General features: G+C 38.6%; 22 protein-coding genes. 20 read left to right on the top strand and 2 right to left on the bottom strand.

The window, feature by feature from the left end:
• From ACOVQQ_RS05290 to ACOVQQ_RS05250, 9 genes are all read left to right on the top strand, one after another.
• Complete coding sequence (locus ACOVQQ_RS05290) at positions 1-387, top strand: hypothetical protein (RefSeq protein ID WP_421817264.1); 387 nt, start codon at positions 1-3, stop codon at positions 385-387.
• Positions 388-490: 103 nt separating this feature from the next.
• Positions 491-841, top strand: a complete 351-nt coding sequence (locus ACOVQQ_RS05285) for a hypothetical protein (protein WP_421817263.1) — start codon at positions 491-493, stop codon at positions 839-841.
• A 211-nt stretch (positions 842-1052) separates the two neighbouring features.
• On the top strand, positions 1053-1325 hold the full coding sequence (locus ACOVQQ_RS05280) for a hypothetical protein (RefSeq protein WP_421817262.1): 273 nt from the start codon (positions 1053-1055) through the stop codon (positions 1323-1325).
• Between the two features lie 124 nt (positions 1326-1449).
• Entirely contained in the window at positions 1450-2082 is a 633-nt protein-coding gene (locus ACOVQQ_RS05275; protein WP_421817261.1) for a hypothetical protein, read from the top strand.
• Between the two features lie 376 nt (positions 2083-2458).
• The gene (locus ACOVQQ_RS05270) at positions 2459-2920 is read left to right on the top strand and encodes a hypothetical protein (protein WP_421817260.1); all 462 of its coding nucleotides are present in this window, start codon (positions 2459-2461) and stop codon (positions 2918-2920) included.
• A 349-nt stretch (positions 2921-3269) separates the two neighbouring features.
• Positions 3270-4703 (top strand): hypothetical protein, encoded by a 1434-nt coding sequence (locus ACOVQQ_RS05265; RefSeq protein ID WP_421817259.1) that lies wholly within the window; start codon positions 3270-3272, stop codon positions 4701-4703.
• A 360-nt stretch (positions 4704-5063) separates the two neighbouring features.
• The gene (locus tag ACOVQQ_RS05260) at positions 5064-6491 is read left to right on the top strand and encodes an SDR family oxidoreductase (RefSeq protein WP_421817258.1); all 1428 of its coding nucleotides are present in this window, start codon (positions 5064-5066) and stop codon (positions 6489-6491) included.
• Positions 6492-6506: 15 nt separating this feature from the next.
• On the top strand, positions 6507-7877 hold the full coding sequence (locus tag ACOVQQ_RS05255; protein WP_421817257.1) for an alpha/beta hydrolase: 1371 nt from the start codon (positions 6507-6509) through the stop codon (positions 7875-7877).
• 129 nt (positions 7878-8006) lie between these two features.
• Positions 8007-8330, top strand: coding sequence for a hypothetical protein (locus ACOVQQ_RS05250; RefSeq protein ID WP_421817256.1), 324 nt, complete (start codon positions 8007-8009; stop codon positions 8328-8330).
• A gap of 41 nt (positions 8331-8371) precedes the next feature.
• Here the strand turns inward: ACOVQQ_RS05250 and ACOVQQ_RS05245 are convergent, their stop codons facing one another.
• The gene (locus ACOVQQ_RS05245) at positions 8372-8668 is read right to left on the bottom strand and encodes an isoamylase early set domain-containing protein (protein ID WP_094486440.1); all 297 of its coding nucleotides are present in this window, start codon (positions 8666-8668) and stop codon (positions 8372-8374) included.
• A gap of 239 nt (positions 8669-8907) precedes the next feature.
• On the opposite strand from ACOVQQ_RS05245, the gene ACOVQQ_RS05240 reads away from it, so the two are divergent.
• The 4 genes from ACOVQQ_RS05240 to ACOVQQ_RS05225 are packed head-to-tail and all read left to right on the top strand — an operon-like array spanning position 8908 to position 11214.
• Positions 8908-9237 carry a 2TM domain-containing protein gene (locus ACOVQQ_RS05240; RefSeq protein WP_298142569.1) on the top strand — a complete coding sequence of 110 codons (330 nt, stop codon included), beginning with the start codon at positions 8908-8910 and terminating at the stop codon, positions 9235-9237.
• Entirely contained in the window at positions 9237-9731 is a 495-nt protein-coding gene (locus ACOVQQ_RS05235) for a dihydrofolate reductase (RefSeq protein WP_421817255.1), read from the top strand. Before ACOVQQ_RS05240 ends, ACOVQQ_RS05235 begins: the two co-directional genes overlap by 1 nt.
• A 51-nt stretch (positions 9732-9782) precedes the next feature.
• Positions 9783-10514: a bifunctional demethylmenaquinone methyltransferase/2-methoxy-6-polyprenyl-1,4-benzoquinol methylase UbiE gene (gene ubiE / locus ACOVQQ_RS05230; protein ID WP_421817254.1), complete on the top strand. Its 732-nt coding sequence runs from the start codon at positions 9783-9785 to the stop codon at positions 10512-10514.
• Between the two features lies 1 nt (position 10515).
• On the top strand, positions 10516-11214 hold the full coding sequence (locus ACOVQQ_RS05225; protein ID WP_094486437.1) for a porin family protein: 699 nt from the start codon (positions 10516-10518) through the stop codon (positions 11212-11214).
• Here the strand turns inward: ACOVQQ_RS05225 and ACOVQQ_RS05220 are convergent.
• A complete protein-coding gene (locus ACOVQQ_RS05220; protein WP_421817253.1) occupies positions 11201-11932 on the bottom strand; it encodes a TrmH family RNA methyltransferase in 732 nt (243 codons plus the stop codon). The genes ACOVQQ_RS05225 and ACOVQQ_RS05220 overlap by 14 nt on opposite strands.
• Positions 11933-11968: 36 nt before the next feature.
• On the opposite strand from ACOVQQ_RS05220, the gene ACOVQQ_RS05215 reads away from it, so the two are divergent.
• From ACOVQQ_RS05215 to fbaA, 7 genes are all read left to right on the top strand, one after another.
• Entirely contained in the window at positions 11969-14521 is a 2553-nt protein-coding gene (locus ACOVQQ_RS05215) for a BamA/TamA family outer membrane protein (protein WP_421817252.1), read from the top strand.
• Between the two features lie 349 nt (positions 14522-14870).
• The gene (locus ACOVQQ_RS05210; RefSeq protein WP_421817251.1) at positions 14871-15614 is read left to right on the top strand and encodes a GLPGLI family protein; all 744 of its coding nucleotides are present in this window, start codon (positions 14871-14873) and stop codon (positions 15612-15614) included.
• A 179-nt stretch (positions 15615-15793) separates the two neighbouring features.
• Positions 15794-16060, top strand: coding sequence for a carboxypeptidase regulatory-like domain-containing protein (locus ACOVQQ_RS05205; protein WP_421817250.1), 267 nt, complete (start codon positions 15794-15796; stop codon positions 16058-16060).
• Between the two features lie 350 nt (positions 16061-16410).
• Positions 16411-16677, top strand: a complete 267-nt coding sequence (locus ACOVQQ_RS05200) for a hypothetical protein (RefSeq protein ID WP_421817249.1) — start codon at positions 16411-16413, stop codon at positions 16675-16677.
• A 44-nt stretch (positions 16678-16721) separates the two neighbouring features.
• Positions 16722-17426: a GLPGLI family protein gene (locus ACOVQQ_RS05195; RefSeq protein ID WP_421817248.1), complete on the top strand. Its 705-nt coding sequence runs from the start codon at positions 16722-16724 to the stop codon at positions 17424-17426.
• Between the two features lie 444 nt (positions 17427-17870).
• Positions 17871-20540 carry a carboxypeptidase-like regulatory domain-containing protein gene (locus tag ACOVQQ_RS05190; RefSeq protein ID WP_421817247.1) on the top strand — a complete coding sequence of 890 codons (2670 nt, stop codon included), beginning with the start codon at positions 17871-17873 and terminating at the stop codon, positions 20538-20540.
• Between the two features lie 113 nt (positions 20541-20653).
• Positions 20654-21724, top strand: coding sequence for a class II fructose-bisphosphate aldolase (gene fbaA / locus ACOVQQ_RS05185; RefSeq protein ID WP_421817246.1), 1071 nt, complete (start codon positions 20654-20656; stop codon positions 21722-21724).
• Positions 21725-21742 lie beyond the last annotated feature (18 nt).

Raw genomic sequence — 21742 nt, 5'->3', positions numbered from 1 at the left:
ATGAAAAAAGCATATTATTATTTGTTTTATAAATTATATAAATTTTCTGAGGCAGCACCGTCAAGATGGTTAAGTGATTGGAAGGCTTCATTAGCTACTGATTTGTTAATACTTTTTGTGTTTTCTTCAATAATAAATTATTATAAAATATTCTTAAATCCGACATCACATATAGGTGAAGGCAGCTTAATGTTTGTGACCATTGCTATAATAAGTGTTTGGAATTATTTCATTTTTCATCATGAAGATAAATGGAAAGATATCGTTCGTGATTTTGATCATCTCCCAAAAAGAAAAAATAGAATTGGTAGCTGGGTAGTATTTAGTGTTGTTTTGATAATTGTCTCTAATTTCCTGTTATCCTTCTATTTATATTATCAACTATAACAGTAAAAGCCCGCAAGTTTTTTTTTACTTTACTTATTTTTAAATGACTACTACGGAAACCCAAATGTCTCGGCAAAATTTCGCGACTTGTAAAAAGTGATAAATGAAAAACATTTTTAAAATCAAATTGATAATAGCATCAGTCATTGGCTTGGTTTTATCGATTAGCTTTTTTTCTGAATATACTGCCATAACTGAAAATCCAACAGATTACATTAATGTTTACCAGATATCAAGCGGCAGTTCTTCATGGAAGTTTCAAAGCATTGCCAACTTTCAAAAATGGAATTTAATAGCTGGAACTTTGGCTTTCCTGTATTCATGCTTAAACGGCTTGTGCCTGATGACAAAAAATCAAAGATTAAAACAGTGTGTCTTAATACTTGATGTCTTGTTAATACTAGCATGTGTTACTGGCTTTTTCTATTGGTATGCATCAGCATTTGATCATTGATGAGTTTTACTATTGAGAAATTTAACTTTAGACGAAATAGTTGGCAAAAAATTTCCATCTTTAACTTCCGAAGCTTTATGAATTGGAGGAATAATGATTACACCGCTCATAACCTCGCCATCTCGATTTAACACTTTTATGAAAACTCTTCTTTCTAAAACACCAACAATAACTGGCTACTAAAATGATACGCTTTCTGAATAACATCTCTTTGGCATTAATTGTACTTATATTGCTGCAAGTTTTTGCACATTATAATCTAATGGTATCACTAAAATATGAAGCAGACTATGTACTGATATCTAGTGAAAAAAATCTTTCTGAAGAGACAAAATCGAAATGGCTTGAAGAAACGCGCATGCGGGAAAAAGAAATAATCCAACAGCAAAAGAAAAAAATTAACTTAATCTGGATTTTCTCTGTCCTATTGCTCATAAATATTCTAGTAACCGCTTTTTACCGCCGCCGAAAAAGTAAGGTTTGATATAAAACGTGTTTCGACAATTACTTGAACTTAGAATCTGATTGCTATGACAAAATTCGAGCTGTTTTAAATAAGAGCTATTTCTTTGCATCAAAAGTGTCTCATTTAGATAATTTTATAGATCATGAAATCAAAACTTATTACATTTTTAATAGCCTTCTTAACCCTATTTAGCTGTTCGAAAAATGAAGGAAAGAAATCAAAAGAAACTGTTACAGCCAAGGTTAGCATGCAAAGCTTTGGGAACATTGATTTTAAAAAGGTGACCGTAAAAGGCAGTAAACTTGTACTAAACAGCAAAACTTCTTTTGAAACCAAATTGTACGACTTAAGTTGTATTGGCACCTTAAAAACAAAAAACAAGCTCCCCTATTTCATTTTTTCAGGCAGAAGCTGTATCGAATGTGATGAGAATATTTCGATTTACGTTTGGTCGCCTTCCGACGCAGCGTTTGAGCCAACCAGTCACCCGTGGAAATTCAGTTATCCCGGCAAGGATACAGATTACGAAAGCAACCAATTGGTTTTCGAAAGTGCCATGTACTTCGGCACTTGTCTCGGTAACGAATCGTGTATTTGGGTACAAAAACAACGTACCAAAGCCCAACTGTGGAAAAAAAGTATCTTTATTCTATCGGTAAAAAACGACTATCTTACGGAAACTTCAGTTACCAAAGCATCTGAAATAGAACACTTAGAGAGCAAACTCTCGGAATGTACCGAATTACCCGGACGCGATATCACTTCCGAGCCGTAACAGAAGATAATATAGCAAATGAATCTAATCCACCTAGCTTCTCTTTAAGCTTACAATGGATTTACTATCAAATCCTATTGGAATTAATGTTTTACGCGGAATAGCTGTAGGTGCAGCAATTTACGGAGTTGTTTCTTTTGGAATTGATGTTTACAATGCCAATAATTAAACTAATTTTCAAGCGGTCTTGTTTAGCTCATAAATAATGAAAAAATACAATTTTGAATACATCGATAATTCTTTCGCGCTGAAACTATTTGGAGTGAATTTGATTTTATGCTTAATTCTATTTTTCTGCAATCTATGGCTGAACATTCATTTAGTTCTTGCGTCCATCATTTCTTTCGGAATTCCGATTTTTATTTTCCTTCATAAAATGAAAAAAATTAAAAGAAACGGATTTGCAACAATGAACAATGATACGATTGAAATTATTCTCGAAGATGAAAGCGTAGTATTTAGTTATCATGATATTAAGAACTACACTTTGAGTTTTAACCAAAATATCGCTCTAGTTTTAGAATTCAAAAATGAAAATAGCGTAAGTATAGTCTCAAGTTCATCCTTTTGCGAAACCTCCAAATTCGAATTGTTCTGCAGAGAATTTGAATGTGAAATATTAAAACGCTTCTCTGAAGAGCCGATAAAAAAAGAAAATCCAACGAAATTTTTTGAGAAAAAATGGTTCCGTGCATTCCTTGTGATTTTAACTTTGAGTTTCGGAATTTTACTTGTAATCGCTATTGCTACAGGCACAAAGATAAGCTCAGCATTCTTCATCGCGCTAAGCGCAGTAATTACCTTATGGGTGCGATATTCCAGTTTTAAAAAAGAATAGTTTTTGTAGCGCTAGCTCAAAACAATTTTGAAATGAATTGCAGTATCCATACAAAAGCTCAACAACCAAAAAAAGCAGTATTTTGAAAATACAACTTTAATTTATCTTGATTTTAAGAACAACTCCTTAGAACGATTTACCTACTGCGCACTTTATTTAGATTAGGGTTGTAAGCCGAGTTGCAATACAAACACGCCCCTACCCTATTTTCCTGCAATACCCGTCTTTTACATTCATGCATCACGATCTGCAAAGTTAAATTTTAAAGAAATTGAACTCGCTTGAATTATCACAGTCTGAAACTCTTGTATATTCGAGCAGAAAAACTAACTTGTAGTACAGTAGGATTATGAAAAAAATATTGTGGGCACTTTTCCTTACAACTGCCGTGTGGTCGCAACAAACAGTTAAAACGTTTAATGTAAAGCTGGAAAAGAAAACCGGAGTATTTCACGTAATTGAAGAACAGAAAAAACAAATCGCTTTGTTCTTTACCGATAAAAAATCGGTTCGTGCGCTCCGAATAGATGATAATTTTCAGTTCATCGATTCGATTAACGCCGCGCGAATCGATAAAAAATACGATGCCATAATTGGATCTAGCGTTTCTGACAACCGATACTATGTTTACTGGTCGACACCTAACAACAAAGAAATCGTTGCTCAATGCTTTGATTTCGAAACCAAACAGACCAGCGAAAAAGCGCACAAGTTTAGTTTTTCAGAAGAACGTCTATTTAAGAAAATAACCGTCAATAATATCTTTTATCTCATTACTGCAACGAAAAACGAGAGCATTTTAAATCTCTACGCTTTTGCAGAAGGTAACGTGACCAAAAAAAGCATCGACTTGTCGAACATAGCCTTTATAAACGAGGAAATGAAACGAACCACTTTGTGGAACATTTTAAGTGCGCAAACAGACATTGATTTCCCCTTTGCCGTGCAGAATATTTTAAATGAAACACCGCCATCGCTGGCATTTAGCGCAAGTAAAAGAAAAGTATATGTGAAAGATAACACGCTGATTTTTGTTTTCGACACCAACCAGAGTTTTTCGCAAATGCTGCGTATCGATTTAACCAATTTCTCTGCTTCGCAAACTGCTTTTCAGCAGCCGTTTTTGCTTGAAACCGAATATGGCTACAACGATTCCAATTCATTTTTGGTCGACGATAAACTCATTCAAATGAAAATTAACTCGGAAAAAATGATGATTTCGGTTAAAAATATGGATAAGACAGAACTAAAACTTATTGAACTAACCGACGAGCAAGAAATTAGCTTCAAAAACTCGCCTATAATTCAAGAAAATGGCAGTATCAAAAATTCGCGAGTTTTAGAAACTTCAAACCAACTGCTTCGCAAAATATACAACACCAACCCATCGATAAGTTGCTATAGTTTTAATGACAAAATATACCTGACTTTAGGAGGTGTTTCAATGAATACGGCGAACAATGGTATCGGAACAGGCGTTTTAATTGGCGGCATAGCGGGCGGTTTAATTGCAGCTGCTCTTTCGAGTAATTATTCGCTAGATAACCTTGATTCGTACGCGAACCGAAAAATCATGTACATCAATTGTGTATTCGACAAAAATTTCAACCACATTGAAGGAGATATTATAAGACTTCCGTTCGACAGGTTACGCAAATTTGCTTTCGAAAATGAGAAACTCACGGCTCGAAGCATTTTTCAAATCAACAAGGAGTTGTTCTTTGGTGGCTACGATAACGAGGCTCAAACCTATTCGTTTTATCGCTTTAGCAACTCATATTAATTACGGGAAGTGGTAGTAGTTTAGTTTTTTGCAGGCCTTTTTCAGTGCATACTTTTCTCTGGAAACGACACGTTGCAATAGCGATTGACGCGAAAAGGGGACAAAAAACAGCGCGTGCGCACCGCGAATTTTAAGGGCGACCAGCGGAAGCACGCAAAACCGACGGTGCGCCGCAGCTGTTTGCGAACCCTTTCAGCAAAAAGCGCGACGCTGCGGTGCAAGGAATTTCCAGTACTGCCGCAGCGGATTGCCCAAAAAATTAGTCCGACATTAACAATCGTTTTTTGAGAATCTGTTACCTTTAGAAGAATTTACACAAAACTCCTTAGCATCAGGCGTTTGTGTACGAAAAACTAAAAAGTGAGAATTCTTTTAACAGGGGCGAATGGATATGTGGGTCGGCGGCTATTGCCGGAATTGCTGGCGGCCGGACACGAAGTTATTTGTTGCGTTCGCGACCGAAGTAGGATTGGTTTAGACCTCGAAACGCTTGATAAAGTGAGCATTTGGGAAGTCGATTTTCTAGAAAACGTTCCCGAAAGCCCGCAAGTTCCGGAGGCCGATGTCGCGTATTATCTGATACATTCCATGTCGAATTCTACCAACGATTTTGATGCGTTGGAATTGAAATCGGCGCAAAACTTCAACCAATACATGCGTTTTAGCGGTATTAAACAAATGGTGTATTTGAGCGGCATTGTAAACGACAGCGTTTTATCGAAGCACCTGCAATCGCGCAAAAGTGTGGAAGACGAACTTTATCGCGGACCAGCAGCTGTTACCGTTCTGCGCGCTGGAATTATTGTGGGTTCGGGCAGCTCGTCGTTTGAAATAATTCGCGACTTGTGCGAGAAATTGCCCGTGATGATTACGCCAAAATGGGTTTTAACCAAAACGCAACCCATTGCCATCCGCGACGTGATAAAGTACCTACTCGGAGTATTGCTGCGCGAAGATTGCATGGGACAATCGTTCGACATAGGCGGTCCTAACATCCTCACCTACAAACAAATGTTGCAGCTGTACGCCAAGACGCGTGGTTTTAGAGTGTGGATTTTCACCGTCCCGGTAATGACGCCGAAACTGTCGAGTTATTGGCTGCATTTTGTAACCTCAACTACTTATAAATTGGCGGCTAATTTGGTGGATAGTATGACCGTGGAAGTGGTAGCAAAAGACACCAAATTGCAGCGTTTACTGGGAATAAAACCCATTTCGTACACCGATGCCATAAAATTAGCCTTCGTGAAAATTGAACAAAATTTGGTGATTTCGAGCTGGAAAGACAGTCGCGTGAGTGGCCGATTGCAAGGGAGTTTGAAGGAATTTGTTCAAGTTCCGCGGTACGGTTGTTTGAAAGATCACCAGAAAATAGAAATTTCCGATGAGGAAGCGGTATTGAAAAATATTTGGTCGATTGGCGGCATGCGCGGTTGGTACTACGGCAATTGGTTGTGGAAAACGCGCGGACACATCGATAAGTTAGTTGGCGGCGTTGGTTTGCGTCGAGGGCGCACCCATCTTACACATTTAGACAACGGTGATGCGCTCGATTTTTGGCGCGTACTTTTAGCCGATAAAGAGCAAAAACGCTTGTTGCTTTTCGCAGAAATGAAGCTTCCGGGCGAGGCTTGGCTGGAGTTTTCGATCGACGAAAATCGGGTTTTGCATCAAATAGCCACATTTCGCCCGCGCGGATTGTGGGGAAGATTGTATTGGTATGCGATGTTGCCCTTTCATTTCTTTATTTTTGACGGCATGATAAAGCGCATTGCTGGTAAAAGCTAACCTTTAGGATTATCTATGATAAAAAATTACACGACCCTTTTTTTGCTTTTCGTTGCTCTTCCACTCTGGGCGCAAGTCACGCTTAAAGTAACGGCAACGCCCGCAAACACACCTGCGGGCGCCACAATTTATGTGGCAGGAAATTTTAACGGATGGAATCCGGCTGATCCGAATTACATACTAACACCCGATAATTTGGGGAATCTACAAATAACAATTCCGCAAGGCACCGGAACTGCGGCTTTTAAGTTTACGCGCGGTTCGTGGGCAACGGTTGAAGGCAATGCAACGGGCAATTTTTTACCCGACCGCACCTTTTCTTGGGCTACGGTGGGCAGTACACTTAATTTAACGATACTGTCTTGGGAAGATTTAGGTGCTGGCGGCAACAACAGTACGGCAGCTGCGAATGTGAGTATTTTGAGTACGAACTTTTTCATGCCGCAACTCAATCGCAACCGACGCATTTGGTTGTATTTGCCGCCCGATTACCAAACTTCAACGAAAGAATACCCGGTATTGTACATGCAAGACGGGCAAAATTTGTTTGACGCGGCAACGTCGTTTTCTGGCGAATGGCAAGTAGATGAAACCTTGAATTCGCTTTTTGCCGGCGGCGATTACGGAGCTATAGTTGTGGGAATTGACAACGGCGGTGGAGAACGATTGAACGAATATTCACCTTGGAACAATCCGCAGTACGGCGGAGGTCAGGGTGCTTTGTATATCGATTTTATTGCAGAAACACTGAAACCGTATATCGATGCGAATTACCGTACGCTTGAGAGTCCAGAAACCACCGCGATTATTGGCAGTTCGATGGGTGCGCTAATTTCGACGTACGGTGCATTGGCGCATCCGGAATCGTTCGGAAAAGTAGGTGCTTTGAGTCCGGCGTATTGGTTTTCGTACAGCAATTTTACTTCGTATATCGATGATTTAGCAAATGATACAAACGATTTAAAATTGTATTTCGTGGCGGGAAATAACGAATATGGCAATATGGTCACACACGTTACAACGGTTCGAAATAAGATTGTGGAATCGGGAACAGCGCAAAGCAACACGCTGCTTAAATTCGATAGTTATGGAACACATACGGAAAGCTATTGGCGTGGCGAATTTGGCGCTTTATACACTTGGTTGTTTGCTAATGAAAATTTAGGCGTGACCGATTTAGACAACAAGCAAGTACGGATTCAATCTTCTGCTGATGGCGCCTTACTAGTTAGTAACTTGCCTTCGCCTCAAGAAGCGGTTTTGTATGATTTGGCGGGCCGAAAAGTGGCGACATTTACATTAGAGAATGGTTTACATCGCAAATCGGTTGCAGCGGGAATTTATGTCCTGGTTTGTGGAGGAAAATCTTACAAAGTAAAATTTTAACTACATTTTGTAGTTTTTATTCTACAAAATTATTGATGCGATAATTTTTTTGTTAAAATTTTACCGAAACCTGCTAGAGCAAACAATTTTTGCTGCTACTTTGCGTTCAGAAAGAAAAGCATTGTACGAATGGAATCTGAAACAAAATTGCGCGGGAGTTTGCTATTTACTTACGGTGTAGTGGGTGCGGCGATTGGTTTAAGTATTATCGGCGCGTTTTTGTATACGGTTCGTAATCCGAATCCACTTTGGGGTTCGTATTGGACTTTACGGCCAGTGCTCTCGTGTGCTCTTTCTGGATTTGTAGCTGGCACAATACTTTACATTCTTATGTCGTATCCATACCGCACTATGTTATGGAGCATTTTAGGAAAACTAATTGGCTTGGCAACATTTTTCGGTCTCCTGTGGGTAGGAATGGTCGCTGGTTTAGCAGGTACTTTTTGGCATTAAGAGAAAGATAAAGTAATTAAGCCTCCAATTGGAGGCTTTTTTTATACTGCTAAAACGCTGTTCTCAGCGTTAGCAAACGCATTCCATTGAAAAGCATCTGCTTCTGGTTCGTTTTGATACGTACCGTCTACGAAGTATTTGAATTCGTAGTTAGCGTCTTTTGCTACTTCAAAAGTTGCTTTAAACGTACCGTTTTTTTGTTTTGCAAGAGCGCCTGCTTCAGGATTCCAGCTGTTGAAATCGCCTACTACTGCAACAGTTTGCGCCTCTTTTGCATCGACAGTAAAGGTTACTTTACAAACTGGTTTACTCTTTATAAATTGTTTCTTGATTGCCATAACTTATTAATAGTTAATATTATAGAGCAAAGAAAATAAATACAAAGCATAAAAAAACACGAACTTGCATTTTTGAGACTCTGCTACAAAAACTGTTATAAAAAAACGAATGTCGTATTTCTCAAACGTTTTCCTATTCCGACTTTCTGTAGAAAACGTTTTCAAATTATCGTTTTGGCAAATTGTATTTGTTGGATATTTTAAAAAATTCTATATTTCTGACTGAAAATCTGCTGAAAATGAACACTGAACAACAAGAATTGTATGAAAATGCCCGAAAGCGACTTCGGCAAAAGCGGTTTCTGTACTATCATTTTGTTTTTTTCTGTATCGGAAATCTTTTTTCCTTTGTTGCCAATTCGTTTTTCGAAGTAGGTGCACCTACAAAATGGTGGACCTGGGTTTTAGCCGCTTGGGTGTTTCTGTTTGTTCTCCACTTTGTGGATGTGTATATCACGAAGCGATTTCTCAACAAAAACTGGGAACGCCAACAAATTGAGCGACTCGTAAAAAAACAAGAACAGCGAATTGAACAATTAAAAAACAAAATCGATTTAGATAAACAATAATGAAGCAAATCATACTCATTGCAGCAATTGGCGAAAACAGAGAACTCGGAAAAAATAATGATTTGCTTTGGCACTTACCAGACGATTTCAAGCGTTTTAAAACTTTAACCCAAGAACACGACATGATTATGGGTTACAGAACTTTTCGAAGTTTGCCTAAATTACTTCCCAATCGAAAACATATTGTGATTAGCAGTAAAAAATTAACATCTGATACAGATCAATTGGTTTATTGCGGCAGTTTGGAAGAAGCTTTGAACTATTCAAAAACGAATCCGACTTTTGTAATTGGCGGCGGACAGATTTACAGTTTAAGTCTTGCTATAGCCGATAAACTAGAGCTGACGCGCGTTCACGGTAGTTTTGATGCAGAGGTGTTCTTTCCCGAAATTCCAAAAAATGAATTCGAACTCGTAAAAAGTGAGTTTCATCCCAAAGATGATAAGCATGCCTATTCCTTCACTTACGAAACATATATCAGAACTTCCCGTTAAACCAACCTACAAAAAGCCTTTGGTTTTGTAACTTTGACGCAAATTTTATAAATGGCAGCATCAATTAAGCCTTACAAGAATTCTGAACAGTCTAAGAAAGACCAAATCAGAAGAATGTTTGACAACATCTCTTGCGATTACGATCAATTGAATCGAGTGATTTCTTTCGGTATCGACAACGCGTGGAGAAAAAAAGTAATTGAATGGGTCAGTAGAACAAATCCGAAATCCATTCTCGATGTGGCAACCGGAACAGGCGATCTGGCGCTGATGTTCAAAAATTCGGGCGCAGAGAAAATCGTTGGTCTCGATCTTTCGCCAGGCATGCTAGAAATTGGTCGAAAAAAAGTTATTTCGGAAGGACTTACTAGTTTGATTGATATGGTTGTGGGCGATTCGGAGCAACTTCCGTTTGAAGACAGCACTTTTGACGCGATAACCGTTTCTTTCGGAATTCGAAACTTCGAAGATTTGGAACTCGGACTTAGCGAGATTCGCCGGGTATTAAGACCGGGCGGCATTTTCGTCATCTTAGAAACATCGGTACCGACAAAGTTTCCATACAAACAAGGCTACAAGATTTACACACAAACCCTCCTCCCTACCATCGGACGTATCTTTTCAAAAGACAAAGTAGCGTATCAATATTTATCCGATTCGGCTGCGGTTTTTCCTTACGGAGAAGCTCTAAACAATATTTTGCGAAAAGTTGGGTTTACTAATGTGGTTGCACATCCGCAGACGTTTGGAGTAGCCACTATTTATACAGCAGGGAAATCTTAACATGCGAAAAAGCCTTCTCATTATCGTCTTATTTATGCCGCTTCTCGCGAAAGCGCAATTCCACATGTTTAGTAAAGATCCAATTATCAATTTGGAGAACTTTGACAATCAACGTGTACATTGGGGTTATTTTCTTGGATTTAATTCATACGATTTTAAATTCGAATACAAGAATGTAGGTCCGGATGTCTTGGTAAATTCAACAATCGGATTTAACGTTGGTCTGGTCGGAAATTTGCGCCTGCACAAACATATAGATTTGCGTTTTGAACCCGGTTTGTATTTCAACCAACGAAATCTGACTTTCCCGGGGATTGCCAATCCTGTCGATGCTTTACGCGAAGTAAAATCGACTTATCTTCACTTTCCATTGTTGGTGAAGTTATCGTCGGTTCGAACCGGAAACATCAAACCATACGTTGTGGCCGGCGTGGGAACTGCACTGAATTTAGCTTCGAACGCAGATGCTAAAGACGACAATGCCAACAATCGTTTTCGAATGATAAAAAACACCAATTTTTATGAATTGGGTTTTGGAATCGATTTATACCTTCAATATTTTAAATTCTCTCCTTCGATTCGAGGCGTCTTTAGCTTTAACGATGAGTTAATTCGCGATAACGACCCGAATAGTCCGTGGACCTCAAACATCCAATCGATGTCAACGCGAGCCATTTTTATCAACTTCACCTTCCACTAGTAGTTCTTCGCATTTCAGCTAAAATAATCGCTGCTGCCGTTGTAACATTTAAACTCTCGGTTTGTTGCAATTTGCCGTAGCGCGGAATCGATATTTTTTTTGTAATACTTTCTTCCGTTTCCGAACGAATGCCGTTTGCCTCATTCCCTAAAATGAGATAGCAGGGCGTTTCCAAAACTTGGTTGTAAACAGACTCGCCTTCCATGAACGCGCCGTAAACCGGAGCGGGTTGTGTGCGAATTGTGTTTGAAATATCTTGATACGTAACGCGAACACGCGCCATAGAGCCCATTGATGCTTGAACAACTTTCGGATTGTATAAGTCGACGGTGTCGGGCGCACAAAGTAATTGAGAAACGCCAAACCAATCGCACAAACGAATCAAAGCACCAAAATTTCCCGGATCCCGAATGCCGTCGGCAACAACCGTAATTTCATCTAATTTGAAATTAGTTGCTTTTGGAATACGAAAAACCGCTAAAACAGGCGATGCATCGGCCAAGGCACTAATACGCTTCATTTCCGCTTCGTCGATAAGCGTTGCTACCGAAAACTGCTGCTTGGTACCGGCTGTGGTGAACAAGTATTCTGCAAAATAACCAGCGGCAAGTAATTCAGAAACTACCTTAATTCCCTCAGCAATAAATAATTGCTCCTGCTGTCTAAATTTTTTAAGATGTAAAGACGTGATTCGCTTGGTTATTGTTTTGCTTAACATTGAAATAATGTACTTTTGGTTAGTTAATTGGCACTTTTGAAAGCAGGCATCGCAAAAATAACGGTATTTCTCTTAGCGCTTGCAATCTTTAGCGGTTGCAACAGCACGAAACGCGTAAAAGAAGGCGATTTGTTGCTCACAAAAAACACCATAATCGTGGATGGTAAAAAATCCAAAGACGAGTTACTGGAAGAATTGCTTTACCAAAAACCAAACAGCAATTTCCTTGGCTACAAACTTCGTTTACAGATGTATAACGTCGCTAAAAAAAATCCTGATTCCTCGTATCGTGCAAAATATCTCAACAATCCAGCGAAATTTAAGCGACAAGCAAAAATTTTCTCTGCAAAACAGGTGACCCGACGCGGAAAATCGTTTTTATATAGCGGCTTAGATAAATTTTTGAAAAGAACCGGCGAAGCTCCCGTTATCATTAAAAAGGAACGAACCGAAAAATCCGTTCAGCGATTGCAAATTTACTTGAGTAACAAAGGCTATTTCAGAAATAAGATTACTACCAAAATCGATACAGTTGGCAAGAAAAAAGGTAGCGTAACCTATACGATAAATCGAGGAAAACGAGCGACCATTGATAGTTTAACGCACAAAATTTCAACTCCTGCACTCGATTCGCTGTATCGTCAAATATCCAATCAAGCATTATTAAAAGTCGGTGAGCCGTTCGACGCCGAGATTTTTGATGCCGAACGAAACCGCATCACTACCTACTTCAGAAATCATGGAGCACTCGAATTTCAACAAAGCAATATCATTTACGATATTGATACGATAAACACCGGAGGCAAAACCTACGTAAAACTGATTATTAACGACCAATCTATTCGGGAAGGCGACTCAACGAGTACGCGTCCGTTTAAACTGTATACCATTAGTGAGGTGAATGTTTATACAGATCGTCCGAAAGACAAAGAATCTTCCAAAATAAAAGACAGCATCAAATACAAAGGTTTTACGATTTTCAGTTTTAATAAATTGAAATACCGCCCGAAAGCAATCACTGATGCCATATTCTTAAATCCAGGATCTGAATATGCCGATTTCAGAGCAAATTTAACGACACGATCATTAACCAATCTCAAAATTTTCAAACAACCTACCCTTCAATTTAAAGCTGATCCAAAATCAGAAAACAAATTGATTGCGAATGTTTTCCTTACACCTGAAGATAAGTTCCACTTTCTTGCGTCGCTTGACGTAACACACTCTAACGTACAAGATTTTGGTATCGCCGCCTCAACTTCAGTTACCATTCGAAATGTGTTTAATGGCGCAGAAACTTTGTTGATTGCCATGCGCGGAAACATTGGCTCTTCTACGGATTTAGCAAATCCAGATAACACCTTTTTTAATATTTCGGAATACGGTATCGATAGCCGACTTTCATTTCCACGCATCTTATTTCCTTTCAAAACAGAAAAAATTATCCCCAAAAGCATGCTGCCAACTACGAGCATTAATTTGGGTTTTGCCAAACAGAGAAATATTGGTCTAGACAAAGAAAACTTTACTGGATCTATGACCTATAATTGGATTCCGAATCGAAACAAAACAGCGCGATTCGACCTTTTCAACGTTCAGTATGTAAACAATGTAAACATTGGTAATTATTTCAACGTATATCGTTCGAGCTATGCAGCGCTTAACAGAATTGCGCAAAACACGAGTACAAACGACAGTTATTTCTCTCCGTCGAGTGGCGATTTACTCATTCCGATCGGTACCACAGGGTTTACAAACGACGTACTCAATAACCAAACCAGCTTACTGCCTACGGATCGCGATTACAGAGAGGTAAGAAGTATTGAAGAGCGTCGGCGTCGATTAACAGAAAACAACCTTATCCTTGCATCAAGCTACAGTTACAGTCGCACTACACAATCCAATTTAGTTGACAACAACTTTTTTACGATACGCTTTAAAGCTGAATCTGCTGGAAATGTACTTTCGCTATTTGCGGGAACGGCAAATCAGCTCAATGCACAATCTACAGGAAGGCAAATTTTTGGTGTCGAATTTTCGCAGTACGCAAAAGGTGAATTTGAATTTATTAAGCATTGGGATTTAAGACGCGAAAAAGTATTTGCCATTCGCACCTTTTTCGGGATGGCCGTTCCGTACGGAAATTCAACTAATATTCCGTTTTCGCGAAGCTACTTTGCCGGAGGTTCAAACGACATACGAGCTTGGCAACCCTACCGTTTAGGTCCGGGGAGCAGCGGCGCTCGCAACGACTTCAACGAAGCAAATATGAAAATACTGGCTAATGCCGAATTGCGTTTTAAAATTGTGAATAAATTTAAAGGCGCCGTTTTCGTAGATGCAGGAAATATATGGAATGTTTTGGACGACGCTACGTTAGCCGAAAGCAAATTCGAAGGATTACAATCGCTAAAAGACATTGCTGTAGGCTCTGGTTTCGGCTTGCGTTACGACTTTAGTTTTTTTGTTTTTCGAACCGACTTTGGTTTCAAAACATACAATCCCGCAGAAGCGTACAACAATCGCTGGTTCCGCGACTATAATCTTGCCAATATGGTTATAAACATAGGGATTAATTATCCGTTTTAAGGATAAATTAAAACGCAAAAAAAATTTCTATCAAACGTTAATTAATATAATTTCGGTTGAAAAAATTCTTTCAAGTACGAACCTTCTTTTGGCGTAATATGAGTAATTACTCGGATGAATTAAAAAAGGACGGAAAAAAGAAAAATACTTAGTAGATTATCGTTACAAATAAAACGTTATATCCGCTGATTTTTATGATTTTGAGCGCGGATTAAGCTTAAAAATATCCTGCTTTAAAGATTAGTTGAATAAAATCACGTTTTTGACAGCTGCTTTTTTCAGCAACCATAAATTACAAATAAATTAAGCTCTTAAAGAAAAAACGCATTTAATAAGTTCACACTTACTAATGAAAATACCAAAAACTGTATATTCACTGTTATTTGCATTCTTTGCTGCTGTCGCAAACGCACAAAGTTCGGGAGTGGCCGTGTATAAAATTTATTTAAACTTGCCACCTGAAGCTTTGGAAGCAGACAAAAAATTTCTTCTTTTAAGAAATGCTGTTGACGCTGCTAAAGACGTTCGCTTTGAGCTCAAATACAGAAACGATATTGCCAATTTTAATGAAATCCCAAATCCTGGTATTGACCAAGTAACTTTGAATACCATTCGAAGCCTCGCGGGAGCGGATAAGTTGATTGCCATTGATGCTCACAAGAAAAGGGTGCTCATTGAAGTTAAAGAAAACAAACTACTCTTTGATAAAAATGAATTTGTCATTGAGGAAGCGCTTGCTTACAACTGGAGTATTTCAGACGAGTTTAAACAAATTGGAAATTACAAATGCTATAAAGCCACCACTACCCAAGAAGTTAATATGGGTGATCGAACAGTAACTGAAAAGGTAACCGCTTATTTTTGCCCAGAAATACCTGTTCCCTACGGACCCAGCTTATACGGTGGCTTACCTGGCCTTATTATTGAGTTACAAGAAAAAAACGCCGCCTTTGTCCTCGAAGAAATCCGTTTTCAAGAAGTCGCCGAAACAGAATTCATTATTCCTAAAGGTAAATCTGTATTATCGCGTAATCAATATTTAGAAGTAGTTAAGAAGCGGTTTGAAACACTCAAAGAATTGAGCAAACAGTAAATAAAAAAGATAGCTTCCCTCTGCGACAGGTATTAGCTCCGAATTTTAGTATTACTTTTTGTTAAATTGGAAGTTATACAACGCTTATCCCAACAGAAAATTCTGAAGTGTTTTGAAATTTGAACAATTAAATAGTCAGAAGATAAAATTGTTTTCCTTTTTAACTGGGGCGAATCTTTTTGTTCTCGTGTTTTTTTGTCTTTCACAAAAGACTCTGTGCCAAAACAAAAGCGCTTTCTGGCACTATTTCGGATTCCCTAAATACACCTCTCGAAAACGCCAACGTACTTGCAAAATCGCTAACCGAAAAACCGGAGATTAAATTCGCTATTGCCGATAATAATGGGCGTTTTAAAATCGAACTCCAAAAAGGCGTACCTTATGAAATCTCCGTTTCTTACATTGGTTATAAAGAACAAATTATTAAACTGGATGGCATTTCTTAAACTGATAGCTTGGATCTATAGCAGCACGGAACATGCGAAACGGTCAAAAAAGTTATAATAAAATAGCAATAAATGAATTACTTTGCCTTTTGAAAAATCTTGTATGAAACTCATTAGACATTTTTAGTGTGTTTTTAGGTGAATTTAAATTGCAATTTCCTACTTAACCGTGAGTGAATTTTCTGTTAAAACGCTTCCAGCCCAACAAAGAGTTCATAGACTAACTTTCAATAAAGTTACTGTTATTTTTGTTAAAGTTACTTTTTTTATTTGCCTCGCTTATTTTTTTTATTTTATTTGCTATCGGTTAACCAACTTTTTATTTTATTTAATATTTTTAACTGATAATTATGAAAAAACTATTTTTAAGCATTTTATTGCTACTCTCTGGTGTTTTTGGATTTGCTTCCGATGATAAAAGAATTGAAGAAGTTAAATCCGATAAAAAAATTGTGAAACTAACTCCCCCAGAACGAGATTGCGAATTAGAACGTTTTTTAGCTTACAGCGCAGCTCTTTCGATGTTTGGCGACCCTGAGTTTGCAAGACAGGCAAGCTATTCAGTATACTTTAACTGCTTAGGGTCGAAGACAATACAGCCGATTAGAAAATTATAAAAGAACTCAAAACACTCCCGCCTATCATATGGCGGGTTTTTACTATGTTCAAAGCAATTATCCTTAGTATATTTTTTAGTTTCGCAGTTTTCTCGCAAAGCGGTAATGTAAGCGTTATCTATAGCGCAAATATATTTTCCGACAAAACTATGTCTACTTCTCACACAGAACTAGCTCGCATGTATGATAATGCGCTCGAAAATGCAAAATTTTTGACTTTCACTTTGGAGATCGTAAACAATGAATCATATTTTTATATAAATCCAACAGATCAAAAGGGAATGGCCGACTCCGAGAGACAAAGTATTTACCCTTTTTTACGTTACAGCGGTCCTGTTTATTGCATTAACGAAAAAGTTTATCGCTCTTCACCGCTTGCAGGGAACAATGTTTACGTTTCTAAGGTAATGGACACAAATTGGACTGTAACGACAGAGACAAAAAAGATTGAAAACTACCTTTGCTACAAAGCAACTAGCACTTTGAGCTTAGATAATGGGAGCCAGAAATACGATTTCCCAATTATTGCATGGTTTTGTCCTGACCTGCCCTTTCAACACGGACCAAATGGATATGGCAAGTTACCTGGTCTTATTCTTGAACTTCATGTTCGAAATGCGGTTTTCGGTGCAACATCAATAATTGCGAAAGAACATAAAAGTGTGAAACCAAAGAATTTCGATAAGGCAACTTTCATGACTTACGAGGAATTTATAAAATCCATCCGAGAGGAAATGGAAGGTAAATAATACTACAGATTATTTATTTGGAACTTAATAGCCTCATGCTTATTTAAAATAAAAAAAGACTTAAAATTAGTTATTGCCTACCGCACTGATTTGAGCTAACGAATTAAACACTGCCAGATGTTTAGAAATGTACTACCAACAAACTACAATATTAAACCGTTTCTCTTTCACTACCCAAACAACAAAAAGATCTAACTTTTCCTTTATTAGCCGAATTTTTTATCGATACTTTTGTACCGCATTTAATTAGTGTCTTTCTAAAATAAATAATTTCAAAAGACGTTATTGTTACAACAGAAAAACTGGAGTCTTCTATAAACACTAATGAAATCAGCTTCAAAAAGTACTTCGAAATCTTTAGAGGAAGGTCGGTAAGAGTTGATTCACAAAAAAGGGAAGAAGTCAGATGTGAGTTTTCATTTCTATGCTCGAAAATATTATTTAATGTCAAAAGTTGTCTTCTTCCTTTTTCTTTTATCAATCCAACTATCCTTCGCCCAAACCAAGATTATTTCAGGCATAGTTTCCGATACCCTAAATACACCCCTCGAAAACGCCAACGTCTTAGCTAAATCGCTAACCGAGAAACCTGCCATTAAATTCGCCATTGCCGATAATAAAGGACGTTTTAAAATCGAATTAGAAACCGGCGTTCCTTACGATGTCTCCGTTTCCTACATGGGTTACAAAGAACAAATCATAAAACTCGATGGCATTTCCTATCCTGAAAGCCTGAATTTTAAACTCCAAGGAACTGGCGAAACTCTCAAAGAAGTAGTCATAAACTACGACTACAAGCCCATAGTTGTTAAGAAAGATACACTTATCTACGACGTTAAAGCCTTTGCCAATGGTAACGAACGTAAAATGCGCGAAGTTCTCGAAAAACTACCCGGCGTTGAAGTCGATAAAAACGGAAACGTAACCGTGCAAGGAAAACGCGTGACGCAAATGCTCGTTGAAAACAAATCTTTCTTCGGTGGCGGAAGCAAACTCGCCGTGGAAAACATACCCGCCGACGCACTCGATAAAATTGAAGTTATCGATCACTTCAACCAAGTTGGTGCACTCAAACAAGTTTCCGACAGCGACGAACTCGCTATGAACGTAAAACTCAAAGAAGACAAGAAAAAATTCGTTTTTGGCGACCTCGAAGCTGCTTCTTCCGTTGGCAGTAAAACCAACTACAACTTGCTTCACGCCGGACTCTTTTATTACAGCCCGAAAATGAACCTTAGCTTTATTGGCGATAATAACAACATCGGCAAAAGCACATTCAGTTTCGAAGATTTAATGCGATTTCAAGGCGGCGTAAGTACCTTTCTCAGTAACAAACCAACACTCACAAATCTATACGACTTCACAAACGAAAACACCGATGTCATTGAAAATAAATCGCAATTCGCTGCTCTAAATTATAGTCTTCAAGCAACCGACAAATTGGATATCATTGGTTTCGGAATATTCTCTAAAACATTTTTAGCCGCACAATCAACAACAAACAACCAATATCTAAAAAACGACTCTTTAACTTTTGAAAATCTGCTGCAAAAAAATAGTACAACCAACACCTTAGGTTTACTTAATGCAAAATTGGATTATTCGCCTTCCAAAAAAGAAAAATGGTACTATAACATCCACGCTGATGCCTCGCAAAACAACAACCAAAATACCCTCAATTCGCAAACCAATTTAGCAAACACGAACTTTTTGACATTGGCCGATGCCGATAACGCCTCTGTCAAACAATTTGTTGAATGGCACAAAAACCACAGCGATAAAAATACCAGTACGCTCGTTATCAACCATACCTACGAAAAAACAACACCCCAAACCACCTGGTTTACGAACAACCAATTTCTACAAGGACTCATTCCGCTGCAAACCGACACTGCTTACCAGATCAATCAAATAAAACAACAAACCAACAACACCGTCGATGTGTTGTTCAAGCAATATCACATTTTCAATAACTTCAATCATTTATATACCATTTTCGGAAACACCTATACAAACGCTTCATTTACCACAGCCGAAAAACAACTGTTACCCAACGGAAGTATAAACGATTTCTCGACCGCTAATTTTGGAAATAACATTACCTACCAACTTAACGAGGCAAAAGTTGGACTCGAATACAAATTCAAAATCGGGAAACTAACAGGAAGGCCTGCCTTGTTTTGGCATCATTTTACGCTGCAAACCGAACAAGAAAGCGGGAAACAACAGCTAACCAAAGCGCTGCCGCAGCCACAACTAAACCTAACCTACGATTTCAATACAGCCGAATCGCTTAGTGGTAATTATAGCCTACGAAATACGTTTGCCGATGTAACGCAATTTGCCGATAGATTTGTGCTCCAAAATTACAACGCAGTATTTAAAGGTAACGCACTTCTTAATAACGAGCGCTTTCATAACGCAACGGTTATCTATACCAAAATGAGTATGTATCGCGGTTTGTTTCTAAATGCAGTTGCGTCTTTTAATAAAAAAGTTCGAACGCTCCGAAACGAAGTACAACTGCAAGGAATCAATCAGTTTACAACACCTGTTCTCACCGATAACCCTGAAACAAACTACCGATTATCGGGCTCGATTTCCAAAAAAATATACAAATTCACGGTAAAAGCCAATGCGGCGTTCTCTTGGTTTGATTATTTGCAAGAACTCAACGCTATTGAAACCGAAAATCAAAGAAACAATCAAATACTCGGTCTGTCGATACGCACTTCAAACAAAAAGTGGCCCGTTATCGAAGTGGGATATAGCAAGACGTTTAGTCAGTTTTCAGGAATCACTCGCGCCGATTTCTTTTCAGACACCTGGAATGGCTCGTTTGAACACACCTTTTTCAAAAGTTTTATCTTTAATTTCGATTACCAATACCTCCAAAACACCAACAACACCGGGCAACGTAACGCTTTCGAGTTAGCAAATACTTCCCTTCGCTACCAACGAAAAAACAAGGCGTTTAGCTACGAAATCAAAGCCAACAACTTGTTCAACATCCAGTCCAAATTCTCCTACAACTTCTCCGATTTTATGATCAGCGAAAACGAAGTGTTTGTGCTGCCAAGAATTGTAATGCTTTCGATAAGCTACAAGTTATAAATTATTCGAAGTTATTGTTGGTTTGTAGCTTCGACACATTTTCGGCATCCCAGCATCTGCCATTCGATTCGGTTTTCTTACTTTTGTAACCTTAACCTAAAAAGACCTGAATAATGGCGCACAACATTAAAGCTGGCGTAGCTACCGGAGATGAAGTTCAAGCAATTTTTAAGCTTGCAAAAGAAAAAAACTTTGCCTTACCTGCAGTAAACGTAGTAGGTTCTAGTACCATAAACGGCGTACTCGAAACAGCTGCTAAGTTAAAAGCACCTGTAATTATTCAATTTTCTAACGGAGGCGCCCAGTTTAACGCCGGAAAAGGCCTCAAAAACGAAAACGAAAAGTCGGCAATCGCCGGAGCAATCGCCGGAGCGCTTCACATTCACACACTCGCCGAAGCATACGGAGCAACCGTAATTCTTCATACCGACCACTGTGCGAAAAAATTATTGCCTTGGATCGACGGACTCCTAGACGCCAGCGAAAAACACTTCGCAGCTACCGGAAAACCGCTTTTCAGCTCACACATGATCGATCTTTCCGAAGAACCACTTCACGAAAACATCGAAATCTGTAAAGAATACCTCGCTCGCATGAGCAAAATGAATATGACGCTCGAAATCGAACTCGGAATTACAGGTGGCGAAGAAGACGGCGTTGATAATTCAGATGTAGACAGCTCTAAACTGTACACCCAACCAGAAGAAGTAGCGTACGCTTACGAAGAATTGATGAAAGTGAGTCCGCGTTTTACCATCGCAGCCGCTTTCGGAAACGTGCACGGCGTGTACAAACCAGGAAACGTAAAACTAACGCCGAAAATCTTAAAGAATTCGCAAGATTACGTACAAAATAAATTCAATACCGGTCACAATCCTGTTGATTTCGTATTTCACGGCGGTTCAGGCTCAACACTCGAAGAAATTCGCGAAGGAATTAGCTACGGTGTGGTGAAAATGAATATCGATACCGATTTGCAATTTGCTTACACTGAAGGAATTCGCGATTATATGGTCAACAACATCGACTATTTGAAAACGCAAATCGGAAACCCAACCGGCGACGACGCACCAAACAAAAAACACTACGATCCGCGTAAATGGGTTCGCGAAGGCGAAGTAACTTTCATCAAACGTTTGGAAGAAGCATTTGCCGACTTAAATAACGTAAACACCCTCGCTTAATTCTAAAATTCTCGTCTT

It is taken from the genome of Flavobacterium sp., assembly GCF_049240005.1.
Classification (GTDB): Bacteria; Bacteroidota; Bacteroidia; order Flavobacteriales; family Flavobacteriaceae; genus Flavobacterium.
The sequence above is the reverse complement of the archived record's forward strand: the minus strand, read 5'-3'. Positions and strand labels throughout refer to the sequence as shown.